The sequence below is a fragment of the Streptomyces sp. NPDC058240 genome (assembly GCF_042882135.1).
Taxonomy (GTDB): domain Bacteria; phylum Actinomycetota; class Actinomycetes; order Streptomycetales; family Streptomycetaceae; genus Streptomyces.
The window spans coordinates 138,657-162,767 of sequence record NZ_JBHVWT010000003.1; the positions used below are offsets into that span (position 1 = coordinate 138,657).

Below are 24,111 nucleotides of genomic sequence, written 5' to 3' on the forward strand. Positions count from 1 at the left end.
CGAGGCTCCTGTCAGGTGCCCTGCCGGGAGAGCACCCCGGTACCTTCCTGTCGCACGGCCAACTGGACGGGCACGGTGCGAGAGCCCTGCGCGACAATGGCCTTCGGGGTGTTCTTCTCCCGTACGACGAGCAGCCCCGTCAGTACCAGCAGTACCCAGAGCACCGGGGTGAGCGGGTTTCCGGGGGAAATGAACCCCTGCGCGGCGAGTCCGAGGAGGCCGCCGGCGGAAAGCACGGCCGCGAGAACGACCTTGCCGAGGCTCATGTCCGATGCCGCACCGGAACGGCGACGGAATTCGAACCGGCCGAAAATTCTGGTGAAGGTCACCAGGAATATCCCCGAAACGCCGACCCACAGCGGTGCCACCGCGAACCACATCGGGCTGCCGGGCGTCGGTGTCGCGAATCCGAGTCCGACCGTTGCGATTCCCGCTGTCATCACGAGTGCGGGCATGTGCCAGAGATACAGGGTCATGAAGCGGGTTCCGCACCATTGCAGGACGGCGGTGGCGAGTGGGCGTTCGGCGAATCGCGTGATGACCGGCTTGAGCGTCAGCCAGAGTCCGAGCTGGCCGATCGTCAGCGACAGCATCACCGCGGTCGGCGGGCTCATGTTGGAGACCGGGGCCCCGGGCATTCCGATCATGGATGCGGGATAGGGCCCGAAGAACACAGCGGCCGCGGTGAGTCCGAAGCCGACAGCGGCCAGACCCGCCGATGTCCACCTGCTCCGCATGCGCAGGCCGCCGTCGGCGTAGTGGAAGCCGAACTGGTGGGCCGCCAGCCAGACGAACAGGGCGTTCACGAAACCGATCGCGGGGCTGACCTCGAAGCGCAGTACATCGACGGCCAGGGCGCAGACGGCGAGTGCGCCGATCACATGCCATCCGTACCGGCGGTACCACCTGAACATCACCGGCGTGAGCGCGACCACGAGCACGTAGACGGCGAGGAACCAGAGCAGCTGGCCGGCTATTTTGCCCGCCATCAGCACCGGTTGCTCAGGCACACCCGCGCCGATCAACGCGTGGGGCAGCAGCAGCCACACGGCTGCCAGGGGTATGACCGGCACCAGGAGACGCGCAATTCTGCTCCGGAGCCAGGTGCGCACCGATTTCACCGATCGGAACGAGAAGAAATTGGCGGCCCCGCCGGCGAAGAACACCATGGGCATGACCTGCGTCAGCCATGTGACAATCCACCAGCCAGGACTTGCGAGAGCATTCCCGGTACTCAAATGCCCATTCTCATAAGCCAGTACGGGCATGAGCCAGTGCTGGGAAATCACGGCCAGCACGCACAGCGCTCTGATGACGTCTATGAATGGATCGCGACCGCGACCGGGCGAATGAGCGGGGGTTTGCTGCATGCAATCATCTTGCAGTCAGCAGGCGATACGGACAGTAAAGCGGTCCCCCGAATGCATTGGGTGGCAGCACCCGAATTCATTGGGGTGCCAGCACTGCGTGCCATGGTGGGGTTCTCCCTACCATGGCCCCGATCTTGTTCGTGGGGATCGGACAGGTCAGAATTCTGTCGACCGGAGCAAGTACGGTTCGGAGATCCACCGGAGTTCCAAGCCGGGTCGGGCCGACCGAGTCAGGTCGGGCCGATCGAGGCCGGTGTCGCATACTCCACGCCCGGGGCGGCAAACCAGCCCTATGCTGGTGCGGTCCGACCGGGAAGTTCCGTCAAATGGAGGACCATAACAAGCAGTTGGGCCTCAACTACACCTCCCGAACCTGCGGCGCCAGTGAGAAGTTCACCCCGTTCGCCGTGCCGGCGGACGTTCCTGGCGGGGCGGCAGTCGTGCGGATCTGCCTCGACGACGGCGCGCTCCCGGCGACCTACTTGAGCTGCAAGCGTTACGGGCGCCCGTCAAGTTGACCGGTCCTGAAGGACCGGGCTTGAGAAGGGCTGCCCGAACACCTTGCGGGCCGGGATTCAGATCAGGTGGTCGAACTCCCCGGCCTGCACTCCGAGCACGAAGGCGCGCAGCTGGGCGACGCCGGTGGTGACGACGACGTCGGGGTCGTTGCTAGTGCAGCTGCCCGTAAGCGAGTTGAACGGTCACAGGGATCGGCCCATGCCACGGTCCGCGCCCACCGCGCGACGCCCCCGGAAGCCGAAGCGCCCCGAGCCCGTCCCCGTCACGACCGTCACGACCGTCACGACCACCACGAGAGCCGCGGTCGCGCCGCCCAGCAGCATGACCGCCGACACGGACAGACGGTCGAGGACGGCTCCGCCCGCCAGGGCGCCGAGGGCGAAGGTCGCCTGGAAGGACGCGGTGAAGAGGACGGACGCCGCTTCGGGCGCGTCGGGCGCGGCCTTGGCGAACCAGGTCTGCGAGCAGACCGGCACCGCACCGTAGGCGACACCCCAGACGACCAGCAGCGCGACGGCTCCGGCCTCCCACCTGCCCAGGACCGGGAGCAGCGCGGTCGCGGCGGTGATCAGTCCCGCGGCGAGGGCGACCGCGGCGCGCGGGCGGCGCGTCACGAGTGCGCCGCCGACGAAGTTGCCGACGATCCCGGCGGCGCCGTAGACCAGCAGGAACACCGTGATCAGCGCCGGACCGGCGTGCGTGACCTGTTCCAGGAAGGGGGTGACATAGGTGTACGTCGCGAAATGGGACAGAACGATGAGGAAGGTGAGGAGCAGGGCGAACCGGGTGCCGGGCCGGTTGAGCACGGTGCGCAGCAGGCTCGCGCGGGTGACCTGGGCCGGTGGCAGGGCCGGAACCACCAGGAGCATCAGGGCCAGTACGCCCACGCTCAGCACCCCCATGACCACGAACGCCGTCCGCCAGCCGGCCAGGCCGCCGATGAACGTACCGACGGGGACGCCGAGCACGGAGCCCAGCGGGACGGCCGAGAAGATCACCGCTGTCGCTCGGCCGGCCGACGCCGGGGGGACCAGCCGGCCGGCCAGTCCGGCCGCGATGGACCAGAAGCCGCCGATGGTGACCCCGACCATCACCCGGGAGACCAGGACGAGGCGGTAGTCGGTCGCGGCGGCGGTGAGGAAGTCGGCCAGGGCCAGCAGGAGCATGAAGGCGCAGAGCATCAGGCGCCGGTCGACACGCGCCGTCGCCACGGTGACCAAGGGGGCGGAGACCGCCGCGAGGAGTCCGGGCATCGTCATCATCAGGCCCGCCGTGCCGTCCGAGACGGCGAAGTCGGACCCGATCGAGGTGAGCAGGCCGATGGGCAGGATCTCGGTGGTGACGATCGAGAAGATGCCCAGCATGACGGAGACGACGGCGAGCCGGCCGCGCAAGGGGGTGCGGGGAGGGAGGGCGGTGCGTTCGGAGGGGGTGGTGGCCGCGGTGGTGGTCATGGCGGGTGCCGTCCTGTGCTCGGTGACGCGAGGGCAGTTCGCCCCAGTTCACAAGCGTCGGTGGACGGTGTCCGGCAGGTTCGCGACATAAACGTCGCCGGCAGGGGTGATCGCCTTTCCGCTGGAAGAGGCGACAGGGAGCGGCGGCAGGGAGAGGTGGCGGAGACGGCGACCGCGAACGGCGGCCGGAAACGGCGAAGGGCCGTCGCTCCCGAGCGGGGGAGTGACGGCCCTTCGCCGCGCGCCGCGAAGACGCTTGTGAATCCGTGAACCCAGGGGTTCCGTCGAATCAGAGAACGCGGACCGCGCCCGACGGCGGGTCGTAGGACAGCGGGCGCTGGACCACACCGGTGCTGGAGTTCTGCGCACCGACGAACTGGCCGTTGCCCACGTAGATCCCGACGTGGTACGCGCTGCCCGCGCTGCCCCAGTACAGGATGTCGCCCGGCTGGAGGTTGCTCAGCGAGACCTGGGTGCCGACGGTGGACTGGGACTGCGAGACGCGCGGCAGGTCGACGTTGATCGAACGGAACGCGGCCTGGACGAGGCCGGAGCAGTCCCACGAGTTGGGGCCGGTGCCGCCGGGCACGTACGCGTCGCCGACCTGGGCCTGCGCGAAGGCGACGATCGCCGCGGCGGAGCCGGTCGCGCTCGACGAGGAGGAAGAGGAGGACGTGGACGTGGACGCGGCCGTGCCGGTGGTGGAGCCGGAGGTCGCGCTGAGCGTCGTACGGGCGGTGGAGCGGGAAGCGCGCTCGGCGGCCTCCGCCTTGGCCTTGGCGGCCGCCTCCGCCTTCTTCTTGGCCTCCGCCTTGCGGACCGCCTCGGCCTTGGCCTTCTTGGCGGTCTTGGCCGCGGTGGCGGCTGCGGCGTCCTCCTGGGCCTGCGTCTGCAGGTCCTGGGCGACCTGCTGCGTGGCCTGGGCGGACGCGGCGACGGCGGTGGAGAGCCCGGAGGTGATGGTGGGCATCTCGATGGTCTGGGTCACCGGCTCGGCCTGGGCCGGACCGGCAGCGCCTGCGACCGCGATGGTGCTGAGGACGCCACCGGCAACTCCGGCCCGCAGCGCCGTCTTCGAGGCGTTTCGGCGGGGCTTCCGGTGGCTGGGTATGTGAGCGGTGTGGGACATGGGTACTAGCGCTACCAGGGCCTCGGGGCTCCCATCAAGAAACGTGTGTTGCGACACAGTTACGTCCGGAATCTGTGAATCCGCTTTCTTGGCGCCCTTATTGACGCCGTAACGGGCAAAACGGTCATGCCTGATCACCGCCGTGATCACGGGCTTTCGGTAATACGCCCGAATTGCCCGCCACTTACCATCCGTTCACACCGATGGCCAAGCCCGCTTTTATCGAAGCCTTGATGGAGTGACGCAGGTCACGGTGCGACTGGCGTGCGAGGGGCGTTTATGCGCCATGCGCCCAAGGGGCCGCCGGGCGAGGGGAGATATCTCATTCGCGTCGATAATCACAAATGACCCTGTGTGTCCACTTCGCTCCTCGTGGCCCCCCTCCCCGCGTGAGTTCGATCGGTCCGGACGGGGCCGGGTGAACCGGGGGTGGGTCGGGGGGCGGGTGGTCGAGTCCGGAGGGTGGCGGGTCCTGTATCACCCCGGGGTGTCCATCGCCAATTTGCTTGGTATGGCCATCTCTTGATAGGGCGGCAGCCGTTTGACCAGCGGTAACAGCATCAGATGTCACGTCTCGTGATCACTCGGCCGCTTCGCGTGTGAAGATCACCGCTCATCCGACTTCATGATCCTTCGTCAGGTGGTGGAGATCACAAAGGCGTTGTCGTACCCCGTGTCGCAGATCACAGGATGGCGGGCATAGGATGCGGGGCAGTCGGGCTTGTGAACTGCCTCACATGTGCACGATCTTGGTGAGGCGGTGAGCCGGTCGCCCGATGCGGTCCAACGGTCAAGGACGACTGGAAGGAGCGAGGAGCGTGAATGCCTACGCGCCCATCCTCGTGCTCGGCGCCCTCGGGGCAGGGTTTGCGATCTTCTCCGTGGTCATGGCCACGCTTATCGGCCCCAAGCGGTACAACCGGGCAAAGCTCGAAGCGTACGAGTGCGGTATCGAACCCACCCCCACTCCAGCCGGAGGCGGCCGCTTCCCCATCAAGTACTACCTGACGGCGATGCTCTTCATCGTCTTCGACATCGAGATCGTCTTCCTCTATCCCTGGGCGGTCACCTTCGACGCCCTGGGGATCTTCGGGCTCGTGGAGATGCTGCTCTTCGTGCTCACCGTCTTCGTCGCCTACGCGTATGTGTGGCGTCGCGGCGGCCTGGAATGGGACTGAGGGGCTGAGGGGCACACCATGGGACTCGAAGAGAAGCTGCCCAGCGGCTTCGTGCTGACCACTGTCGAGCAGGCCGCCGGCTGGGTGCGGAAATCCTCCGTCTTCCCTGCCACCTTCGGCCTCGCCTGTTGCGCCATCGAGATGATGACGACCGGGGCCGGGCGCTACGACCTGGCCCGTTTCGGGATGGAGGTCTTCCGCGGATCGCCGCGGCAGGCGGATCTGATGATCGTGGCGGGACGGGTCAGCCAGAAGATGGCTCCCGTCCTGCGGCAGGTCTACGACCAGATGCCCAACCCCAAGTGGGTGATCTCCATGGGAGTTTGCGCATCATCGGGCGGAATGTTCAACAATTACGCCATTGTTCAAGGTGTTGATCATATTGTTCCGGTTGACATCTATTTGCCCGGTTGTCCGCCGCGGCCCGAGATGCTGATGGACGCGATCCTCAAGCTCCACCAGAAGATCCAGGGCTCCAAGCTCGGGGTCAACGCGGAGGAGGCCGCCCGCGAGGCGGAGGACGCGGCACTCAAGGCATTGCCCCTGATCGAGATGAAGGGGCTGCTGCGATGAGCGGGAACGACAACCACGACGAACAGAGCAACAACAACGGTGTGCCCGCGCCGCGCGACGAGACCGGCGAGGTCATCGGTGTACGCAAGGGCATGTTCGGCGCCAACAACGGCGGTGACACCTCCGGCTACGGCGGCCTCGTCCGCACCGTGACCCTGCCGGGCGCCACGTCCCGTCCGTACGGCGGCTGGTTCGACGAAGTCGCCGACGAGCTCGAAGGGGCCCTGGAGGAACAGGACCTGCTTCCCGAGAACGCCATCGAGAAGACCGTCGTCGACCGCGGCGAGCTCACCTTCCACATCGCCCGCGAGCACCTCGTCCGGGTCGCGCAGACCCTGCGCGACGACCCGGCGCTGCGCTTCGAGCTCTGCACGGGGGTGAGCGGCGTCCACTTCCTCGGCGACAAGGGCCGTGAGCTGCACGCCGTCTACCACCTGCGCTCGCTCACGCACGGCCGGCTGATCCGCCTGGAGGTGTCGGCCCCGGACAGCGATCCGCGCATCCCGTCCCTCGTCGCGGTCTATCCGACCAACGACTGGCACGAGCGCGAGACCTACGACTTCTTCGGGCTCATCTTCGACGGGCACCCCGCCCTCACCCGGATCATGATGCCGGACGACTGGCAGGGCTTCCCGCAGCGCAAGGACTATCCGCTCGGCGGCATCGCCGTCGAGTACAAGGGCGCCCAGATCCCGGCTCCGGACCAGCGGAGGTCGTACTCCTGATGTCTACTCCCCACGCAACGCCCCGGGCGACGACCGAGGGGACTGTATATACAGTCACCGGCGGCGACTGGGACGAGGTCGTCGAGTCCGCGGTCAAGTCCGACGACGAGCGCATCATCGTCAACATGGGCCCCCAGCACCCGTCCACGCACGGCGTGCTGCGGCTGATCCTGGAGATCGACGGCGAGACCGTCACCGAGGCCCGCTGCGGCATCGGCTACCTCCACACCGGCATCGAGAAGAACCTCGAATTCCGGAACTGGACACAGGGCACCACCTTCGTCACGCGCATGGACTATCTGACGCCCTTCTTCAACGAGGCGGCGTACTGCCTGGGCGTCGAGAAGCTCCTCGGCATCGAGGACCAGATCCCCGACCGGGCCACCATCCTGCGCGTGCTCCTGATGGAGCTCAACCGGATCTCCTCGCACCTGGTGTGCATCGCCACCGGCGGCATGGAGCTCGGCGCCACCACGATCATGATCTACGGCTTCCGCGATCGCGAACTCGTTCTCGATCTCTTCGAGCTGATCACCGGCCTGCGCATGAACCACGCGTTCATCCGCCCCGGCGGACTCGCCCAGGACCTGCCGCCCGGCGCGATCGACCAGCTGCGCGAGTTCGTGAAGACCATGAAGAAGAACCTGCCGGAGTACGACAAGCTCGCCACCGGCAACCCCATCTTCAAGGCCCGTATGCAGGACGTCGGCTATCTCGACCTGACCGGCTGCATGGCCCTCGGCGTCACCGGACCGATGCTGCGCTCCGCCGGACTGCCGCACGACCTGCGCAAGACCGACCCCTACTGCGGGTACGAGAACTACGAGTTCGACATCCCCACCGCCGACAGCTGCGACGCCTACGGCCGCTTCCTCGTCCGCCTGGAGGAGATGCGCCAGTCGCTGCGGATCGTCGAGCAGTGCATCGACCGGCTCGCACCCGGCCCCGTGATGGTCGCCGACAAGAAGATCGCCTGGCCGGCCCAGCTCGCGCTCGGCCCGGACGGGCTCGGCAACTCGCTCGACCACATCAAGAAGATCATGGGCACCTCCATGGAGGCCCTGATCCACCACTTCAAGCTGGTGACCGAGGGCTTCCGGGTCCCGGCCGGACAGACGTACACCGCGGTCGAGTCCCCCAAGGGCGAACTCGGCGTGCACGTCGTCTCGGACGGCGGCACCCGCCCCTACCGGGTCCACTTCCGCGACCCGTCCTTCACCAACCTCCAGGCCATGGCGGCGATGTGCGAGGGCGGCCAGGTCGCCGACGTCATCGTCGCCGTCGCGTCCATCGACCCCGTGATGGGAGGCGTCGACCGGTGACCGAAGCACGTCAGGAAGTCAGTCTGGGGATGCCGCAGCTCCCCGCCCCCGCCTACCCGGCCGAGGTGCGCGCCGGGCTCGAAGCGGACGCGAAGGAGGTGATCGCCCGCTACCCCGACAGCCGGTCCGCCCTGCTGCCCCTGCTGCACCTGGTGCAGTCCGAGGAGGGCTACGTCTCCCGCACGGGCATGGCGTTCTGCGCCGAGCTGCTCGGCCTCACCACCGCCGAGGTCACCGCGGTCGCCACCTTCTACACGATGTACCGGCGCAGGGCCGGCGGTGACTACCAGGTCGGTGTCTGCACCAACACCCTGTGCGCGGTGATGGGCGGCGACGCCATCTTCGACCGGCTCAAGGAGCACCTCGGCGTCGGCAACGACGGGCCCGATATGACAACCGAGGACGGGAAGATCACCCTCGAACACATCGAGTGCAACGCGGCCTGCGACTTCGCCCCCGTGGTGATGGTCAACTGGGAGTTCTTCGACAACCAGACGCCCGAGAGCGCGACCCGCCTGGTCGACGACCTGATCGCCGGGCGCACCGTCGAACCCACCCGCGGCGCCCCGCTCTGCTCGTACAAGGAGACCGCCCGGATCCTGGCCGGCTTCCCCGACGAGCGACCCGGTGCCGTCGAGGCCTCCGGCGGCGCGGGCCCCGCCTCGCTGATCGGCCTCCGGCTCGCCAAGGGCGAGGAGCCGCACCCGCGCGTCGTCGCGCCGCGCGGCAGCGCCCCGCGCGGCGAGTCCGGCCACGCCGCCGTCCCGCAGGACCCGGACCACCCGGCCGGCCCGACCGCCGAGGAGGGGGAGTGATGACGTTGGCGACCGAGATCAATGACAACGGAAGTGGCAACGGAAACGGGGGCAGCCCCGAGAAACTGCTCACCCCCGTCCTCTCCGCCTTCTGGGACCAGCCGGAATCCTGGACCCTGGAGACCTACCGGCGCCACGAGGGATACGAGGGACTGCGCAAGGCCCTCGCCATGTCACCGGACGACCTCATCGCCTACGTCAAGGACTCCGGTCTGCGCGGACGCGGCGGCGCGGGCTTCCCCACCGGGATGAAATGGCAGTTCATCCCGCAGGGCGACGGCAAACCGCACTATCTAGTTGTCAACGCCGACGAATCGGAACCGGGCACCTGCAAGGACATCCCGCTCCTGTTCGCCAACCCGCACAGCCTCATCGAGGGCATCGTGATCGCCTGTTACGCGATCCGTTCGTCGCACGCGTTCATCTACTTGCGCGGTGAGGTCGTCCCCGTGCTGCGACGTCTGCACGAGGCCGTACGAGAGGCGTACGAGGCGGGTTATCTGGGGACGAACATCCTGGGCTCAGGGCTCGATCTGGAACTCACGGTGCACGCCGGTGCCGGCGCGTACATCTGTGGTGAGGAAACCGCACTGCTCGACTCTCTCGAAGGACGGCGTGGCCAGCCCCGGCTGCGACCCCCCTTCCCCGCGGTCGCCGGTCTGTACGCCTGCCCCACTGTGGTGAACAACGTCGAGTCCATCGCCTCGGTTCCCGCGATCCTGAACCGGGGCAAGGACTGGTTCAAGTCGATGGGCAGCGAGAAGTCCCCCGGCTTCACGCTGTACTCGCTCAGCGGGCATGTCGCGGGCCCCGGACAGTACGAGGCGCCGCTCGGCATCACGCTGCGCCAGCTGCTCGACATGAGCGGCGGCATGCGCCCCGGCCACCGGCTGAAGTTCTGGACCCCGGGCGGCTCGTCGACCCCGATGTTCACCGACGAGCACCTCGACGTACCGCTCGACTACGAGGGCGTCGGCGCCGCCGGTTCCATGCTCGGCACCAAGGCGCTCCAGTGCTTCGACGAGACGACCTGCGTCGTGCGGGCCGTCACCCGCTGGACCGAGTTCTACGCCCACGAGTCCTGCGGCAAGTGCACGCCCTGCCGCGAAGGCACCTACTGGCTGGTCCAGTTGCTCCGCGACATCGAGGCCGGCAAGGGACAGATGGCCGACCTCGACAAGCTGAACGACATCGCCGACAACATCAACGGCAAGTCCTTCTGCGCCCTCGGCGACGGAGCCGCCTCGCCGATCTTCTCCTCGCTGAAGTACTTCCGCGAGGAGTACGAGCAGCACATCACGGGCAAGGGCTGCCCCTTCGATCCCGCCAGGTCGACCGTCTGGGCCGACGACAAGAACGCTCACCAGGGGGTGAACGCATGACAGTCACCACGAGTGCGCCCTCCGGGGGCGGCGAGGCGGCCATCCCGCCCGAGGACCTGGTCACGCTGACCATCGACGGCATCGAGATCAGCGTGCCCAAGGGCACCCTGGTCATCCGGGCCGCCGAACTCCTCGGCATCGAGATCCCGCGCTTCTGCGACCACCCGCTCCTCGACCCGGTCGGCGCCTGCCGCCAGTGCATCGTCGAGGTCGAGGGCCAGCGCAAGCCGATGGCGTCCTGCACCATCACCTGCACCGACGGCATGGTGGTGAGGTCGCAGCTCACCTCGCCGGTCGCCGAGAAGGCCCAGAAGGGTGTGATGGAGCTGCTGCTCATCAACCACCCGCTGGACTGCCCGGTCTGCGACAAGGGCGGCGAGTGCCCGCTGCAGAACCAGGCGATGTCGCACGGCGGCTCCGACTCCCGCTTCGACGGCAAGAAGCGCACGTTCGAGAAGCCCGTCCCGATCTCCACCCAGGTGCTGCTGGACCGTGAGCGGTGCGTGCTCTGCGCGCGCTGCACCCGGTTCTCCAACCAGGTGGCGGGCGACCCGATGATCGAGCTCCTGGAGCGCGGTGCGCTCCAGCAGGTCGGTACGGGCGAGGGCGACCCCTTCGAGTCGTACTTCTCCGGGAACACCATCCAGATCTGCCCGGTCGGGGCACTGACCTCGGCGGCGTACCGGTTCCGCTCCCGGCCCTTCGACCTGGTGTCCTCGCCGTCGGTGTGCGAGCACTGCGCGGGCGGCTGCGCGACCCGCACCGACCACCGGCGCGGAAAGGTCATGCGGCGGCTCGCCGCCAACGACCCCGAGGTCAACGAGGAGTGGGTCTGCGACAAGGGCCGCTTCGGCTTCCGCTACGCACAGCAGCGGGACCGGCTCACCACTCCGCTGGTGCGCAACGCGGACGGTGACCTGGAACCGGCGAGCTGGCCCGAGGCGCTGGCCGCCGCGGCCGCCGGTCTCTCCGCCGCGCGCGGCCGGACGGGCGTGCTCACCGGCGGCCGGCTGACCGTCGAGGACGCCTACGCGTACAGCAAGTTCGCCCGGGTCGCGCTGGACACCAACGACATCGACTTCCGGGCCCGGGTCCACAGCAGCGAGGAGGCCGACTTCCTGGCCGCCCGCGTGGCCGGGCGCGGCCGGGACCTGGACGGCGCGGGTGTCACGTACACCTCGCTGGAGAAGGCCCCGACGGTGCTGCTGGTCGGGTTCGAGTCGGAGGAGGAGGCGCCCGGCGTCTTCCTGCGGCTGCGCAAGGCGAACCGCAAGCACCGACAGCGCACCTTCGCGGTCGCCTCGCACGCCACCCGCGGCCTGGAGAAGGCGGGCGGCACGCTGCTTCCCGCCGCCCCCGGCACCGAGACCGAGTGGCTGGACGCCATCGCGGGCGGTGTCGGGCTCGACGGCGACGGAGCCGCGGCGGCCGAGGCGCTGCGCGGCGAGGGCGCCGTGATCGTGGTCGGTGAGCGGCTGGCCGCGGTGCCGGGCGGGCTCACCGCCGCGGTACGGACGGCCACCGCGACCGGGGCCGCGCTGGTGTGGATCCCGCGCCGGGCCGGCGAGCGCGGCGCGGTGGAGGCGGGCGCGCTTCCGTCGCTGCTGCCGGGCGGCCGTCCGGCGACCGACCCGCGGGCCAGGGACGAGGTGGCGGCCGTCTGGGGCGTCGCCGAGCTCCCGTCCCGCTTCGGCCGCGACACCGGCCAGATCGTCGAGGCCGCGGCCACCGGCGAACTGGGTGCGCTGCTCGTCGCCGGGGTCGAGACCGTGGACCTGCCGGACCCGGCACGGGCCCTGGAGGCACTGGACCAGGTCGGCTTCCTGGTCTCGCTGGAGCTGCGGCCGAGCGAGGTCACCGAGCGCGCCGATGTGGTCTTCCCGGTCGCCGCGGTGGCCGAGAAGTCCGGCACCTTCCTCAACTGGGAGGGCAGGGCGCGGATGTTCGAGGCGGCGCTGAAGCCCGAGCAGATGACGCGCACGCTGGCGCCGGGCGATGCCCGGGTGCTGCACATGCTGGCCGATGCGATGGGCCGCGTCACAGGCTCCGACGGAGCCGGTCGCTTCGCGCTGCCGGACCTGAAGTCCGTACGCCGTGAGCTGGACCGGCTCGGCGGCTGGACCGGGGCGCACGCCACCGAACCGAACGAGCCGGCGCAGCCGCTGCCCAGGCCCGGCGACGGCGAGGCGGTCCTCGCGGGCCACCGGATGCTGCTCGACCTGGGCCGGCTCCAGGAGGGCGACGAGGCGCTGGCCGGCACCCGGCACGCCGCGGTCGCCCGGCTGTCCGCGACCACCGCGGCCGAGACGGGTGTGAAGGACGGCGATCTGCTGGCCGTCACCGGTCCGGCGGGCAGCGTCGCATTCCCGTTGAAGGTCACCGACATGCCGGACCGGGTGGTCTGGGTGCCGCTGAACTCCGTCGGGCGGGGCGTCCCGGCCGACACCGGCGCCCGGCCCGGCGGTCTGGTCCGGATCGGCCCCGCCGCACCGGGTACTCCCGACGTCACACCGGAGGTGGGGGCGTGAGTGCCTTCGCTCAACTGGCCGCGGCACCGCACAGTGCCGTGCTCGCCGCCGAGGACCTGTCGATGTTCGGCACCGACCCGTGGTGGCTCGTCGTCATCAAAGCGGTGTTCTGCTTCGCGTTCCTGATGGTGACCGTGCTCTTCTCCATCGTGTGGGAGCGCAAGGTCGTCGCCTGGATGCAGCTGCGCATCGGCCCCAACCGGCACGGACCCTGGGGCATGCTCCAGTCGCTCGCCGACGGCATCAAACTGATGCTGAAGGAGGACCTCGTCGTCAGGCGGGCCGACAAGGTCGTGTACGTGCTCGCCCCGATCGTCGCCGCCATCCCGGCGTTCATGGCGATCGCGGTGATCCCGTTCGGACCGTCCGGCAACGAGGTCTCGATCTTCGGGCACCGCACCTCGATGCAGCTCACCGACCTGCCGATCGCGATGCTCTACATCCTCGCGGTCGCCTCGGTCGGGATCTACGGCATCGTGCTGGCCGGCTGGTCGTCGGGATCGACGTACCCGCTCCTCGGCGGTCTGCGCTCCTGCGCGCAGATGATCAGCTACGAGATCGCGATGGGCGCCGCGTTCGCCTCGGTGTTCCTCTACTCGGGGTCGATGTCGACCTCGAAGATCGTGGAGGCGCAGCACGACCGCTGGTTCATCATCCTGCTGCCGGTCTCCTTCATCATCTACATCGTCACGATGGTCGGCGAGACCAACCGTGCCCCGTTCGACATGCCGGAGTCCGAGGGCGACCTGGTCGGCGGCTTCAACACCGAGTACTCGTCGATCAAGTTCGCGATGTTCATGCTTGCCGAGTACGTCAACATGGTCACCGTCTCCGCGGTCTCCACGACCCTGTTCCTGGGCGGCTGGCGGGCCCCGTGGCCGATCAGCACCTTCTGGGAGGGCGCGAACCACGGCTGGTGGCCGATGCTCTGGTTCGTCATCAAGGTCCAGCTGCTGCTGTTCTTCTTCATCTGGCTGCGCGGCACGCTGCCCCGGGTCCGTTACGACCAGCTGATGAAGCTCGGCTGGAAGGTCCTGATCCCGGTCTCCGTGGTCTGGCTGATGCTGGTCGCGACGGTGCGGGCGCTGCGCAACGAGGGCTACGACTTCACGAAGATCGTGCTGTACGTGGCCGGGGCCGTGATCGCGATCCTGCTGATCTCCTTCGTCGCCGACATCTTCCGCGACAAGAAGGGCCGGGCCGCCGCGGCGGAGGCCGGACCGGAGCCGGCGTTCGACCCGATGGCGGGCGGGTTCCCGGTGCCGCCGCTGCCCGGACAGACCCTGCCGCCGGTGCCGCGCCGCAGGCCGCGGGGCGAGCGGGAGCTCGTTGTCAGTGGCGGGTCGGATACTCAGAGTGACGAACATCCGAGTGACGGAAAGGAGGCGGACGGTGTCTGAGTCATCAGAGTCCTCGGGGTCCTCGGGGGAGAAGTTCCAGAACCCCGTCGCCGGCTTCGGCGTGACCTTCAAGGCCATGTTCAAGAAGCGGCTGACCGAGCAGTATCCGGAAACGCCGAAGGTGACGGCGCCGCGCTTCCATGGCCGGCATCAGCTCAACCGTCACCCGGACGGTCTGGAGAAGTGCATCGGCTGCGAGCTGTGCGCCTGGGCCTGCCCGGCGGACGCGATCTACGTCGAGGGCGCGGACAACACCGACGAGGAGCGCTACTCCCCGGGTGAGCGCTACGGCCGCGTCTACCAGATCAATTACGCGCGCTGCATTCTCTGCGGACTGTGCATCGAGGCCTGCCCGACCCGGGCGCTGACGATGACCAATGAGTTCGAGCTCGCCAACACCACCCGCGAAAGCCTCATCTACACCAAGGACGAGCTGCTCGCGGGCTTGGAGGAGGGCATGGTCGACACCCCGCACGCGATCTTCCCCGGGATGGACGAACAGGACTACTACCGGGGCCTCGTCACCGAGGCCGCGCCCGGTACGGAGCCCCAGGTCGCCGTCTCCAAGGGTGAGAAGCCGGCCGACGCGCACAGCGAGAACAACGGCTCGGCGCAGGGGGTGGGCGCATGACCGCCCTGGCCGCTGCGGCCTCCCAGACCTCGACCGGTGAGGCCGTCCAGTTCTGGGTGCTCGGCATCGTCGCCGTGATCGGCGCGCTGTCCACCGTACTGATGAAGAAGGCCGTGCACAGCGCGCTGAGCCTCGCCGGGACCATGATCGTCCTTGCGGTGTTCTACCTCGCCAACGGCGCCTACTTCCTGGGCATCGTCCAGGTCGTCGTCTACACCGGCGCGATCATGATGCTGTTCCTCTTCGTGGTCATGCTCGTCGGTGTCACCGCGGCCGACTCGCTGAAGGAGACCCTGAAGGGGCAGCGCTGGCTGGCCGCCGGCTGCGGGCTCGGCTTCGGCATCCTGCTCATCGCGGGCATCGGCAACGCCTCGCTGAACAGCTTCAACGGGCTCGGCACCGCCAACACCGAGCACGGCGGAAACGTCGAGGGGCTGGCCAGCCTCATCTTCACCAAGTACGTCTTCGCCTTCGAGATCACCGGCGCCCTGCTGATCACGGCGACGGTCGGCGCGATGGTGCTCACCCACCGGGAGCGCACCGAACGGGCCAAGAGCCAGCGGGAGATGTCCGAGGAGCGCGTACGCGGAAAGCAGCTGCCGCCGCTGCCCGCCCCCGGTGTCTACGCCCGGCACAACGCCGTGGACATCCCGGGTCTGCTCCCGGACGGCACGCCCTCCGAGCTCACCGTCATGCAGACGCTGCGCAACCGCGGCCAGATCCGCGATGTGTCGAACGAGTCGCTGGACCAGCTCAAGGCGCTGGAGCAGCGCTCCGAGGAACGGCTCGGCCGTGACAACGAAGAAGAGGAGGTCGCCAAGTGAATCCGGTCAACTACCTCTATCTCGCAGCCCTGCTGTTCACCATCGGTGCGGCCGGGGTGCTGATCCGGCGGAACGCGATCGTGGTGTTCATGTGCGTGGAGCTGATGCTCAACGCCTGCAACCTCGCGTTCGTCACCTTCTCCCGGATGCACGGCAATCTCGACGGCCAGATCATCGCCTTCTTCACGATGGTCGTCGCCGCGGCGGAGGTCGTGGTCGGGCTCGCGATCATCGTGTCGGTGTTCCGTTCCCGCCACTCGGCCTCGGTCGACGACGCCAGCCTGATGAAGCTGTAAGGGGACGTTGAATCGTGGAGAACCTGATCGCGCTGCTCGTCGCGGCGCCTCTGCTCGGAGCGGCGGTCCTGCTCTGCGGCGGCCGACGGCTGGACCGGGCCGGACACTGGGTCGGCACCCTGCTCGCCGCCGTGTCGTTCGTCATCGGTGTCGTGCTCTTCGTCGACATGCTGGGGAAGGGCGCGGAGGACCGGGCGCTGCACCAGAAGCTGTTCAGCTGGATCCCGGTCGAGGGCTTCCAGGCCGATGTGGCCTTCCAGCTCGACCAGTTGTCGATGACGTTCGTGCTGCTGATCACCGGTGTGGGCACCCTGATCCACATCTACTCGATCGGCTACATGGCGCACGACGAGCGCCGGCGCCGCTTCTTCGGCTATCTGAACCTGTTCCTCGCGGCGATGCTGATCCTGGTCATCGCCGACAACTACCTGCTGCTGTACGTCGGGTGGGAGGGCGTCGGTCTGGCGTCGTACCTGCTCATCGGCTTCTGGCAGCACAAGCCCAGCGCGGCCACGGCCGCCAAGAAGGCATTCCTGGTCAACCGGGTCGGCGACATGGGCCTGTCGATCGCGATCATGCTGATGTTCACCACCTTCGGCACCTTCGCCTTCGGCCCCGTCCTCGAAGCGACGGGGCAGACGAGCGAGGGCAAGCTGACGGCGATCGGCCTGATGCTGCTGCTCGCGGCCTGCGGCAAGTCGGCCCAGGTGCCGCTGCAGTCCTGGCTCGGTGACGCGATGGAGGGCCCGACCCCGGTCTCGGCCCTCATCCACGCCGCGACCATGGTGACCGCGGGTGTGTACCTCATCGTCAGGTCCGGCGCGATCTTCAACGCCGCGCCGGACGCACAGCTGGTCGTCGTGGTCGTCGGAGCGGTCACGCTGCTCTTCGGTGCGATCGTCGGTTGTGCGAAGGACGACATCAAGAAGGCCCTCGCCGGGTCGACGATGTCGCAGATCGGCTACATGATCCTGGCCGCCGGGCTCGGCCCGATCGGCTACGTCTTCGCGATCATGCACCTGGTGACGCACGGCTTCTTCAAGGCCGGGCTCTTCCTCGGCGCCGGTTCGGTCATGCACGGCATGAACGACGAGGTCGACATGCGGAAGTTCGGCGGCCTGCGGAAGTACATGCCGGTCACCTTCATCACCTTCGGCCTCGGCTATCTGGCGATCATCGGCTTCCCCGGCCTGTCCGGCTTCTTCTCCAAGGACAAGATCATCGAGGCGGCCTTCGCCAAGGGCGGCACCGAGGGCTGGATCCTCGGCTCGGTGGCCCTGCTGGGCGCCGCGATCACCGCGTTCTACATGACGCGCGTGATGCTGCTGACGTTCTTCGGCGAGAAGCGCTGGCAGCCCGACGCGGAGGGCCACGAGCCGCATCCGCACGAGTCCCCGAAGTCGATGACCATCCCCATGATCATCCTGGCGTTCGGTTCGGTCTTCGCCGGAGGCTTCTTCTCCATCGGCGACCGCTTCCTGAACTGGCTGGAGCCGGTCACCGGCCACAGCCACGGACACGCGCCGGTCAGCGCCACGACGGTCACCGCCGCCACCATGGTGGTGCTCGTCATCGGCGTCGCCATCGCCTGGGCGATGTACGGCCGCAAGCCCGTCCCGGTCGTCGCCCCGCGCGGCTCGCTGCTCACCCGGGCCGCCCGCCGCGATCTCCTCCAGGACGACTTCAACCACGTGGTCCTGGTCCGCGGCGGCGAGCACCTCACCCGCTCCCTGGTGTACGTCGACCACACCCTGGTCGACGGCGTCGTCAACGGCACGGCGGCCTCGATGGGCGGGCTCTCCGGCCGGCTGCGCAAGCTGCAGAACGGCTACGCCCGCTCCTACGCGGTCTCGATGTTCGGCGGTACGGCGGTTCTCATCGCCGCGACCCTGCTGATGAGGGCGGTCTGATCACCATGTCCTTTCCCCTCCTGACAGCGACGGCGGCGCTCCCGGCGATCGGCGCGGTCGCCACCGCCGCCGTCCCGGCCGCCCGGCGCACCACCGCCAAATGGCTGGCGCTGGTCTTCTCGCTGGCCACACTCGTCCTGGCGGGCATCGCGCTCGCCCGCTTCGAGCCCGGCGGCGACCGCTACCAGCTCACCGAATCGCACGCCTGGATCAAGGACTTCGGCGTCCGGTACGAACTGGGTGTGGACGGCATCGGGGTGGCGCTCATGGCGCTCACCGCCCTGCTGATCCCCTTCGTCATCCTGGCCGGCTGGCACGACGCCGACCCCCTGGCTGTATCCGATAGTGGCTCCGCCACGTGGAAGTCCTCGCGCTGGCGCCCGACCCAGGGCTTCTTCGCCCTGATCCTGATGGTCGAAGCGATGGTGATCCTCTCCTTCGAGGCCACCGACGTCTTCCTCTTCTACATCCTCTTCGAAGCCATGCTCATCCCGATGTACTTCCTCATCGGCGGCTTCGGGGACCGGGCACACAGCGGCAGCGACGAGAACGCGGCGGCGCAACGCTCGTACGCCGCGGTCAAGTTCCTGCTCTACAACCTCGTCGGCGGCCTCATCATGCTGGCCGCCGTGATCGGGCTCTACGTCGTCGCGGGGACGTTCTCGCTCTCCGAGATCGCCGAGGCCCGCGCGAACGGCTCGCTCTCCATGGCGACCGGCACGGAGCGCTGGCTCTTCCTCGGGTTCTTCTTCGCCTTCGCGGTGAAGGCCCCGCTGTGGCCGCTGCACACCTGGCTGCCCAACGCCATGGGCGAGGCGACCTCCCCGGTCGCCGTCCTGATCACCGCGGTCGTCGACAAGGTCGGCACGTTCGCGATGCTCCGCTTCTGCCTCCAGCTCTTCCCGGAGGCCAGCAAGTGGGCGACGCCGGTGATCATCGTTCTGGCGCTGATCAGCATCGTGTACGGGGCGCTGCTCGCCGTCGGCCAGCGTGACATCAAGCGGCTGATCGCCTACGCGTCGATCTCGCACTTCGGCTTCATCATCCTGGGCATCTTCGCGATGACCAGCCAGGGCCAGTCCGGTGCCACGCTCTACATGGTCAACCACGGCATCTCGACCGCCGCGCTGATGCTGGTGGCGGGTTTCCTGATCACCCGCCGCGGTTCGCGGCTCATCGCCGACTACGGCGGGGTGCAGAAGGTGGCGCCCATCCTGGCCGGCACCTTCCTGATCGGCGGTCTGGCCACCCTGTCGCTGCCCGGACTCGCCCCGTTCGTCAGTGAGTTCCTGGTCCTGGTCGGCGCGTTCAGCGCGTATCCGGCGGCGGGCATCATCGCCACGACCGGCATCGTGCTCGCCGCGCTCTACGTCCTCGTCCTCTACCAGCGGACGATGACGGGCCCGGTGAAGGCCGAGCTCCAGGGCATGGCGGACCTCAAGGTCCGGGAGCTGGTGGTGGTCCTTCCGCTGATCGCGCTGCTGCTCTTCCTGGGTGTCTATCCGAAGCCGCTGACCGAGATCGTCAACCCGGCGGTGCAGCACACCATGTCGGACGTCCAGAAGAAGGACCCCCAGCCTGAGGTGGAGGCCGCCAAGTGAGCGCAACAGCTGTCCACAGCCTGTGGGCAATGGCGGGCGGGGTGACATCGGCCGCCCCGGTCGAGAAGTTCAAGGCACCGGTCATCGAGTACACCCAGCTGGCCCCGGTCCTCATTGTGATCGGTGTCGCCGTCGTGGGCGTACTCGTCGAGGCCTTCGTGCCGCGCCGGGCCCGTTATTACACGCAGGTCTTCCTCACGGTCGTCGCGCTGGCCGCCGCGTTCGCCGCGGTCGTCGGACTGGCGGCCGGCGGATACGGCACGACGAAGGCGCACATCGCCGCGATGGGCGCCATCGCGATCGACGGGCCGACGCTGTTCCTGCAGGGCACCATCCTGCTGACCTCACTGGTCGCCGTCTTCACCTTCGCCGAGCGGCGGCTCGACCCCGCCTCGCACGGCAACCACGTCGACTCCTTCGCCGCCCAGGCCGCCTCGGTCCCCGGCAGCGACAGCGAGAAGGCGGCGGTCAAGGCCGGATTCACCACCACCGAGGTCTTCCCGCTGGTCCTCTTCTCGGTGGCAGGCATGCTGGTCTTCCCCGCGGCCAACGATCTGCTGACGCTCTTCGTGGCCCTGGAGGTCTTCTCCCTCCCGCTCTACCTCCTGTGCGCCGTCGCCCGCCGCAAGCGGCTGATGTCGCAGGAGGCCGCGGTGAAGTACTTCCTGCTCGGCGCCTTCTCCTCGGCGTTCCTGCTCTTCGGGATCGCCCTGCTCTACGGGTACGCGGGCTCCGTCTCGTACGCGGCCATCGCCAACGTGGTCGACGGCTCCGTCACCCGGATCGACCCGGCACTCGCCGACACCATGGGCAACGACGTGCTGCTCCTGATCGGCGGCGCGATGATCCTCACCGGGCTGCTCTTCAAGGTCGGCGCCGTCCCGTTCCACATGTGGACCCCGGACGTCTACCAGGGCGCCCCGACCCCGGTCACCGGCTTCATGGCCGCGGCCACCAAGGTCGCCGCGTTCGGCGCGCTGCTGCGCCTGCTGTACGTGGTGCTGCCGGGCCTCGCCTGGGACTGGCGCCCGGTCATGTGGGCCGTCGCGATCGTCACGATGCTGGGCGGTGCGATCGTCGCCATCACCCAGACCGACATCAAGCGGCTGCTGGCCTATTCCTCGATCGCCCACGCCGGATTCATCCTCGCCGGTGTGATCGCGACGACCCCGGACGGCATCTCGTCGGTCCTCTTCTACCTGGGCGCGTACTCCTTCGTGACGGTCGGCGCGTTCGCCGTCGTCACCCTGGTACGCGACGCGGGCGGCGAGGCCACGCACCTGTCGAAGTGGGCAGGGCTCGGCCGGCGCTCGCCGCTGGTCGCCGCGGTCTTCGCGGTGTTCCTGCTGGCCTTCGCCGGTATCCCGCTCACCTCCGGCTTCTCCGGAAAGTTCGCCGTGTTCAAGGCCGCGGCGGACGGCGGCGCGGGCGGGCTGGTCGTGGTCGGTGTGATCTCCTCGGCCATCGCCGCGTTCTTCTACATCCGGGTCATCGTGCTGATGTTCTTCAGCGAGCCGAAGGCGGACGGCCCCACGGTCGCCGTCCCGTCCCCGCTGACGATGACGACGATCGCGGTCGGAGTCGCGGTCACGCTGGTGCTGGGCCTGGCCCCGCAGTACTTCCTGGACCTGGCGAGCCAGGCGGGAGTGTTCGTGAGGTAGCGCACACCGCACACAGCCGGAGCGACGCCGGACGGGCTTGAGAAGTCAAGCCCGTCCGGCGTTGTCGTAGGCGGCGCCTATCGTGGCAGGGGACGACGGCAATACGCAGGACGCGGGACGGACCCGGGGGACAGAGCGATGGGCACGACGGGCGGGACCATGGATGTGACCGAGAGCGACGCGCGGCGGACGCTGCACAAGGTGTTCGGGTACGAGGAGTTCCGCGGCGAGCAGGAAGCGATCGTCGACCACGTGGTCGCGGGCGGGGATGCCGTCGTGCTCATGCCGACCGGTGGCGGCAAGTCCCTCTGCTACCAGATCCCGGCCCTGGTCAGAGCGGGTACGGGCATCGTCGTCTCACCCCTGATCGCCCTGATGCAGGACCAGGTGGACGCGCTGCGGGCGCTCGGGGTGCGGGCCGGCTTCATCAACTCGACGCAGGACTTCGACGAGCGCCGCTCGATGGAGGCCCAGTTCGCCGCCGGTGAGCTCGACCTGCTCTACCTGGCCCCGGAGCGGCTCCGCCTGGACGCCACGCTCGCGCTGCTCTCGCGCGGCGAGATCTCCGTCTTCGCGATCGACGAGGCGCACTGCGTGGCCCAGTGGGGTCACGACTTCCGCCCGGACTATCTGACCCTCTCCGTCCTCGGCGAGCGCTGGCCCGACGTACCGCGCATCGCCCTGACGGCGACCGCGACCGACGCCACGCACCAGGAGATCACCCAGCGCCTGGGCATGCCCGACGCCAAGCACTTCGTCGCCAGTTTCGACCGGCCCAACATCCAGTACCGGATCGTGCCGAAGGCCGACCCGAAGAAGCAGTTGCTCTCCTTCCTCAAGGACGAGCACGCCGGGGACGCGGGCATCGTCTACTGCCTCTCGCGCAATTCGACGGAGAAGACCGCCGAGTACCTCTGCCGCAACGGCATCGAGGCCGTCCCCTACCACGCGGGCCTCGACGCGGGCACGCGCGCCGTCCACCAGTCCCGGTTCCTGCGCGAGGAAGGCCTGGTCGTCGTCGCGACCATCGCCTTCGGCATGGGCATCGACAAGCCGGACGTACGCTTCGTCGCCCACCTCGACCTGCCGAAATCGGTCGAGGGCTACTACCAGGAGACCGGCCGCGCCGGCCGCGACGGGCAGCCGTCCACGGCCTGGATGGCGTACGGACTCCAGGACGTCGTCCAGCAGCGCAAGCTCATCCAGGGCAGCGAGGGCGACGAGGCGTTCCGCCGCCGCGCGGCCTCCCACCTCGACTCGATGCTGGCCCTGTGCGAGACGGTCCGGTGCCGCCGCGCCCAGCTGCTGACGTACTTCGGCCAGGAACCCACCGCCGCGGACTGCGGCAACTGCGACACTTGCCTCACCCCGCCCGAGAACTGGGACGGCACGGTGGTCGCGCAGAAACTGCTGTCGACCGTGGTGCGGCTGAAGCGGGAGCGCGGGCAGAAGTTCGGTGCGGGCCAGATCATCGACATCCTGCTCGGCCGCAAGACGGCCAAGGTCATCCAGTTCGACCACGACCAGCTCTCGGTCTTCGGCATCGGCGAGGAGCTGGCCGAGGCCGAATGGCGCGGCGTCGTACGGCAGTTGCTCGCCCAGGGGCTGATCGCGGTCGAGGGCGAGTACGGCACGCTGGTGCTCACGGAGGAGAGCGGTTCGGTGCTCGGCCGGCAGCGCGAGGTGCTGCTGCGCAAGGAGGCGCCGAAGCCCGCGTCGCGCGCCACGAAGGCCGAACGCAAGTCGAAGTCGCAGGCGGCCGCCGCCGAGCTGGCTCCCGAGGCCGTTCCCGTCTTCGAGGCGCTGCGGGCCTGGCGGGGCGCCCAGGCGAAGGAGCAGGGCGTCCCGGCGTACGTCATCTTCCACGACGCGACGCTGCGCGAGATCGCCACGGCGCGGCCGGACTCGGTGTCCGCGCTGGGCGGGATCAGCGGCCTGGGCGAGAAGAAGCTGGCGACGTACGGGGAAGGGGTGCTGGAGGTGCTGGCGACGTTCGGGGAGACCCAGGCGCCGGCCCCCGCGGAACCTGCCCCGGCCCGCGAAGCCGCCCCCGCACCGGCCCCGGCGGCCCTGGCGGCCCCCGAAGCCGACCCCGAGTTCGGCTGGGACGAGGAGCCGCCCGAGTACGAGTGAGCGGTACGGGCCGGGCGGCGGACGGATCTACTGCGGGTCCGCCGCCCGGCGGCGCGCGGTGATCGCGGTGAGGTCCAGATCGACCGGGAAGGGGACGGAGACCTTCATCCGGTCGTGGAAGATGCCGGTGGAGGCGTAGGCACCGGTCGACGGCTCCAGCTCGAAGACGTACACCACCGCCCGGCCGTCGTGGTTCTCCACCCGCCAGTAGTGCGGGATCTTCGCCCGCGCGTACTTCACGGGCTTGGTCTCCCGGTCCCGGGTCAGGGACTCGTCGGAAACGACCTCGATGGCCAGCTGTACGGACTCGGCGGGAAGGCGGGTCTGGTTCAGGCCCTGGATGATCTCGCCGCCCACGACGATCACATCGGGTTCGGGCCGGTTGCAGCGGTCGATGTCGATGGTGAACTCGGCCATTACCTCAAGGTCATGCGGCACCAGTGACTGCAGCCGCCTGCTGAAGAAGCCGATCGCCCGTGAATGGAACACGGTCTGCGGACACCGGAAGACCAGGCTCCCGTCGATCAGCTCCGTGTGCGGAGACAGATTCGGGAGTGTGTCCAGGCCATCGGCGGTCCAGCCGCCCACGGGCGGAACCGCCCACCGCGGCTCGGGGGCCTCGGGTTCGACGCTTATCAGTGGTCCCATGACGCAGAGTCT

At 68.7% G+C, this 24,111-nt stretch carries 20 protein-coding genes; 16 read left to right on the forward strand and 4 right to left on the reverse strand.

Annotated features, from left to right (window positions below):
• Positions 1–11: 11 nt before the first annotated feature.
• Positions 12–1,370 (reverse strand): acyltransferase, encoded by a 1,359-nt coding sequence (locus ACFVX4_RS08420; protein ID WP_389973307.1) that lies wholly within the window; start codon positions 1,368–1,370, stop codon positions 12–14.
• Between the two features lie 326 nt (positions 1,371–1,696).
• On the opposite strand from ACFVX4_RS08420, the gene ACFVX4_RS08425 reads away from it, so the two are divergent.
• Entirely contained in the window at positions 1,697–1,888 is a 192-nt protein-coding gene (locus tag ACFVX4_RS08425; protein ID WP_389973310.1) for a hypothetical protein, read from the forward strand.
• A 183-nt stretch (positions 1,889–2,071) separates the two neighbouring features.
• Here the strand turns inward: ACFVX4_RS08425 and ACFVX4_RS08430 are convergent, their stop codons facing one another.
• Positions 2,072–3,343 carry an MFS transporter gene (locus ACFVX4_RS08430; RefSeq protein WP_389973313.1) on the reverse strand — a complete coding sequence of 424 codons (1,272 nt, stop codon included), beginning with the start codon at positions 3,341–3,343 and terminating at the stop codon, positions 2,072–2,074.
• A 289-nt stretch (positions 3,344–3,632) separates the two neighbouring features.
• Positions 3,633–4,472 carry a C40 family peptidase gene (locus ACFVX4_RS08435; protein ID WP_389973316.1) on the reverse strand — a complete coding sequence of 280 codons (840 nt, stop codon included), beginning with the start codon at positions 4,470–4,472 and terminating at the stop codon, positions 3,633–3,635.
• Between the two features lie 818 nt (positions 4,473–5,290).
• Between ACFVX4_RS08435 and ACFVX4_RS08440 the strand changes: the two genes are divergently transcribed.
• The 15 genes from ACFVX4_RS08440 (at position 5,291) to recQ (ending at position 23,451) form a co-directional block, all read left to right on the forward strand.
• Positions 5,291–5,650 (forward strand): NADH-quinone oxidoreductase subunit A, encoded by a 360-nt coding sequence (locus tag ACFVX4_RS08440; protein WP_003992243.1) that lies wholly within the window; start codon positions 5,291–5,293, stop codon positions 5,648–5,650.
• Between the two features lie 18 nt (positions 5,651–5,668).
• Positions 5,669–6,223: an NADH-quinone oxidoreductase subunit B family protein gene (locus ACFVX4_RS08445; RefSeq protein ID WP_030926341.1), complete on the forward strand. Its 555-nt coding sequence runs from the start codon at positions 5,669–5,671 to the stop codon at positions 6,221–6,223.
• Positions 6,220–6,948 carry an NADH-quinone oxidoreductase subunit C gene (locus ACFVX4_RS08450; RefSeq protein ID WP_389973319.1) on the forward strand — a complete coding sequence of 243 codons (729 nt, stop codon included), beginning with the start codon at positions 6,220–6,222 and terminating at the stop codon, positions 6,946–6,948. The genes ACFVX4_RS08445 and ACFVX4_RS08450 overlap by 4 nt, the downstream gene beginning before the upstream one ends.
• Positions 6,948–8,270, forward strand: coding sequence for an NADH-quinone oxidoreductase subunit D (locus ACFVX4_RS08455; RefSeq protein WP_389973321.1), 1,323 nt, complete (start codon positions 6,948–6,950; stop codon positions 8,268–8,270). The genes ACFVX4_RS08450 and ACFVX4_RS08455 overlap by 1 nt, the downstream gene beginning before the upstream one ends.
• 29 nt (positions 8,271–8,299) lie before the next feature.
• Positions 8,300–9,085, forward strand: coding sequence for an NADH-quinone oxidoreductase subunit NuoE (nuoE, locus tag ACFVX4_RS08460; protein ID WP_389973985.1), 786 nt, complete (start codon positions 8,300–8,302; stop codon positions 9,083–9,085).
• Positions 9,085–10,467 carry an NADH-quinone oxidoreductase subunit NuoF gene (gene nuoF / locus ACFVX4_RS08465; protein ID WP_385325341.1) on the forward strand — a complete coding sequence of 461 codons (1,383 nt, stop codon included), beginning with the start codon at positions 9,085–9,087 and terminating at the stop codon, positions 10,465–10,467. The genes nuoE and nuoF overlap by 1 nt, the downstream gene beginning before the upstream one ends.
• The gene (locus ACFVX4_RS08470; RefSeq protein ID WP_389973324.1) at positions 10,464–12,995 is read left to right on the forward strand and encodes an NADH-quinone oxidoreductase subunit G; all 2,532 of its coding nucleotides are present in this window, start codon (positions 10,464–10,466) and stop codon (positions 12,993–12,995) included. Before nuoF ends, ACFVX4_RS08470 begins: the two co-directional genes overlap by 4 nt.
• Positions 12,992–14,395, forward strand: coding sequence for an NADH-quinone oxidoreductase subunit NuoH (gene nuoH, locus ACFVX4_RS08475; RefSeq protein ID WP_389973327.1), 1,404 nt, complete (start codon positions 12,992–12,994; stop codon positions 14,393–14,395). Before ACFVX4_RS08470 ends, nuoH begins: the two co-directional genes overlap by 4 nt.
• A complete protein-coding gene (gene nuoI / locus ACFVX4_RS08480; protein ID WP_389973330.1) occupies positions 14,388–15,026 on the forward strand; it encodes an NADH-quinone oxidoreductase subunit NuoI in 639 nt (212 codons plus the stop codon). The genes nuoH and nuoI overlap by 8 nt, the downstream gene beginning before the upstream one ends.
• Complete coding sequence (locus ACFVX4_RS08485) at positions 15,023–15,850, forward strand: NADH-quinone oxidoreductase subunit J (RefSeq protein ID WP_389973333.1); 828 nt, start codon at positions 15,023–15,025, stop codon at positions 15,848–15,850. The genes nuoI and ACFVX4_RS08485 overlap by 4 nt, the downstream gene beginning before the upstream one ends.
• A complete protein-coding gene (gene nuoK / locus ACFVX4_RS08490; RefSeq protein ID WP_093543641.1) occupies positions 15,847–16,146 on the forward strand; it encodes an NADH-quinone oxidoreductase subunit NuoK in 300 nt (99 codons plus the stop codon). The genes ACFVX4_RS08485 and nuoK overlap by 4 nt, the downstream gene beginning before the upstream one ends.
• Positions 16,147–16,160: 14 nt before the next feature.
• On the forward strand, positions 16,161–18,056 hold the full coding sequence (gene nuoL / locus ACFVX4_RS08495) for an NADH-quinone oxidoreductase subunit L (protein ID WP_389973336.1): 1,896 nt from the start codon (positions 16,161–16,163) through the stop codon (positions 18,054–18,056).
• Between the two features lie 5 nt (positions 18,057–18,061).
• The gene (locus ACFVX4_RS08500; protein WP_389973339.1) at positions 18,062–19,657 is read left to right on the forward strand and encodes an NADH-quinone oxidoreductase subunit M; all 1,596 of its coding nucleotides are present in this window, start codon (positions 18,062–18,064) and stop codon (positions 19,655–19,657) included.
• Complete coding sequence (gene nuoN / locus ACFVX4_RS08505) at positions 19,654–21,318, forward strand: NADH-quinone oxidoreductase subunit NuoN (protein ID WP_389973342.1); 1,665 nt, start codon at positions 19,654–19,656, stop codon at positions 21,316–21,318. Before ACFVX4_RS08500 ends, nuoN begins: the two co-directional genes overlap by 4 nt.
• A 138-nt stretch (positions 21,319–21,456) precedes the next feature.
• Positions 21,457–23,451 (forward strand): DNA helicase RecQ, encoded by a 1,995-nt coding sequence (gene recQ / locus ACFVX4_RS08510; RefSeq protein ID WP_389973345.1) that lies wholly within the window; start codon positions 21,457–21,459, stop codon positions 23,449–23,451.
• 27 nt (positions 23,452–23,478) lie between these two features.
• Here recQ and ACFVX4_RS08515 read toward each other — a convergent pair whose 3' ends face one another.
• Positions 23,479–24,087, reverse strand: coding sequence for a Uma2 family endonuclease (locus ACFVX4_RS08515; protein WP_389973988.1), 609 nt, complete (start codon positions 24,085–24,087; stop codon positions 23,479–23,481).
• Positions 24,088–24,111: the final 24 nt, after the last annotated feature.

Bases quoted from the DNA above. Each gene is read 5' to 3' on its own strand.
- ACFVX4_RS08485 (WP_389973333.1), top strand. From the start codon at position 15,023: ATGACCGCCCTGGCCGCTGCGGCCTCCCAGACCTCGACCGGTGAGGCC.
- ACFVX4_RS08470 (WP_389973324.1), top strand. From the start codon at position 10,464: ATGACAGTCACCACGAGTGCGCCCTCCGGGGGCGGCGAGGCGGCCATC.
- ACFVX4_RS08500 (WP_389973339.1), top strand. From the start codon at position 18,062: ATGTCCTTTCCCCTCCTGACAGCGACGGCGGCGCTCCCGGCGATCGGC.
- ACFVX4_RS08430 (WP_389973313.1), bottom strand. From the start codon at position 3,343: ATGACCACCACCGCGGCCACCACCCCCTCCGAACGCACCGCCCTCCCT.
- ACFVX4_RS08425 (WP_389973310.1), top strand. From the start codon at position 1,697: ATGGAGGACCATAACAAGCAGTTGGGCCTCAACTACACCTCCCGAACC.
- ACFVX4_RS08455 (WP_389973321.1), top strand. From the start codon at position 6,948: ATGTCTACTCCCCACGCAACGCCCCGGGCGACGACCGAGGGGACTGTA.
- ACFVX4_RS08420 (WP_389973307.1), bottom strand. From the start codon at position 1,370: ATGCAGCAAACCCCCGCTCATTCGCCCGGTCGCGGTCGCGATCCATTC.
- recQ (WP_389973345.1), top strand. From the start codon at position 21,457: ATGGGCACGACGGGCGGGACCATGGATGTGACCGAGAGCGACGCGCGG.
- ACFVX4_RS08445 (WP_030926341.1), top strand. From the start codon at position 5,669: ATGGGACTCGAAGAGAAGCTGCCCAGCGGCTTCGTGCTGACCACTGTC.
- ACFVX4_RS08450 (WP_389973319.1), top strand. From the start codon at position 6,220: ATGAGCGGGAACGACAACCACGACGAACAGAGCAACAACAACGGTGTG.
- nuoE (WP_389973985.1), top strand. From the start codon at position 8,300: ATGCCGCAGCTCCCCGCCCCCGCCTACCCGGCCGAGGTGCGCGCCGGG.
- ACFVX4_RS08435 (WP_389973316.1), bottom strand. From the start codon at position 4,472: ATGTCCCACACCGCTCACATACCCAGCCACCGGAAGCCCCGCCGAAAC.
- nuoF (WP_385325341.1), top strand. From the start codon at position 9,085: ATGACGTTGGCGACCGAGATCAATGACAACGGAAGTGGCAACGGAAAC.